This window comes from Streptomyces sp. NPDC057428 (genome assembly GCF_042803195.1).
Classification (GTDB): Bacteria; Actinomycetota; Actinomycetes; order Streptomycetales; family Streptomycetaceae; genus Streptomyces.
This window is the reverse complement of record NZ_JBHVCT010000229.1, coordinates 1-1,320: the sequence shown is the minus strand read 5'-3', so window position 1 is coordinate 1,320 and position 1,320 is coordinate 1. Positions and strand designations below refer to the sequence as shown.

General features: G+C 69.5%; 1 protein-coding gene. It reads right to left on the bottom strand.

Annotated elements, in window-relative coordinates:
• Window positions 1–1,163: ISL3 family transposase (locus ACFU5K_RS31925; RefSeq protein WP_384068253.1), on the bottom strand; the 1,163-nt coding region annotated here is incomplete at its 3' end.
• Between the last annotated feature and the right edge of the window lie 157 nt (window positions 1,164–1,320).

Sequence of the window (1,320 nt, the reverse complement as noted above, 5' to 3'; positions counted from 1 at the left end):
TCGACGGTCTCGGCGAGGGTGACGAGTTCGGGCAGGTGGGCGTGGTCGGCGACATGGGCGAGGAAGCGGTGGCGGGCGGCGGAGATCGCGGAGCGGTCGGGGGTGACGTGGGTGCGGGTGACGGCGAGGGCCAGGACGTCGCGTAGGAGTTCCTTGGCCTGCCAGGCCGCGTAGATCTGCCGGCCGTAGGTCCCCATGTGGTCCAACTTACCTTCGAGGAGTGCCTGTTGGTCGTCGGTGAGGTCCTCCTTGTTGCGGCGCAGGAGTTTGCGGGCGGTGTAGATGCTGTCGCCTTTGCGGGCCCGGCGGCCGTGCTGTTTCCAGGTGAGGCGTCGGCGCAGGTCGGCGAGGTGGCGCTGGGCGAGCTGGACGATGTGGAAGCAGTCGACGACCACCCTCGCGTGGGGCAGGGCGCGGTGGATCGCGGCGCGGAAGGTGGAGCACAGGTCGATGGCGACGTAGCGGACATGCGCGCGCCAGGCGGCGGGCTGGGAGGTGAGCCAGCCGGCGACCGAGGCCGCGTTGCGGCCCTCGACCTGCCCGAACAGCCCGCGTCCGCCGATCGCGTCGACGAACCCGATGTGCCAGGCGTCCGCGACGAGCTCCCACTTCTCCGTGTCCGGGTGCTGCTTCCAGACCGGCCTGCCGCGGCGGGTCTCATCGATCCCGATCGCTTGGGTCGCGGGTGGATCGGTGGGCAGGACCTTCGCCGCGTGGACTTCGAAGCAGCGCTGGACAACGGGCCAGGACAGGCCCAGATCCCGGCCGGCCTGCACCACGGTACGGCCGCCGTCGACCACTGCGGCCCCTGCCGCTTCGCGCAGGGCCACGGTGGTCCGCATCCGCGCGGGCACCTGGGGTATCGCCTCGGTGAACGACCCCCGTGCGCAGGCCACTTCGGTGCAGTGCCAACGCGCCTTGCGCCAGCGGACAGCCACCGGGCGCCCACCGCAGGACAGATGTCTCGGGGCGGTGGTGCGGTAGTCCTTCAGCCGCGTGGCGAAAACCCCGCACGAGGGGCAGGCCCTCGCGGAGTCCTCGCTCGTCACGACGTACACCGTCGATCCACCCAGCCCGTCGCCCTTGACCTTGATCACACTCACCCCCTCCAGCCCCAGCAGCAGTGTCGCGTCCCTGTTGATCTCGGTATCGTGAGTACTCAAGCCCGTAGGTCTTCATGATCGGTTGCGTCGAGAACAACCATGATCACGAAAGCCTGCGGGCTCCTTGCATCCAGGGCGCCCGCACCCCAACAACCTCACGCAGGGTGACGGACGAGCCCACCCGTCGCCATCGCACCCCCACTAAATTCGAAGACCC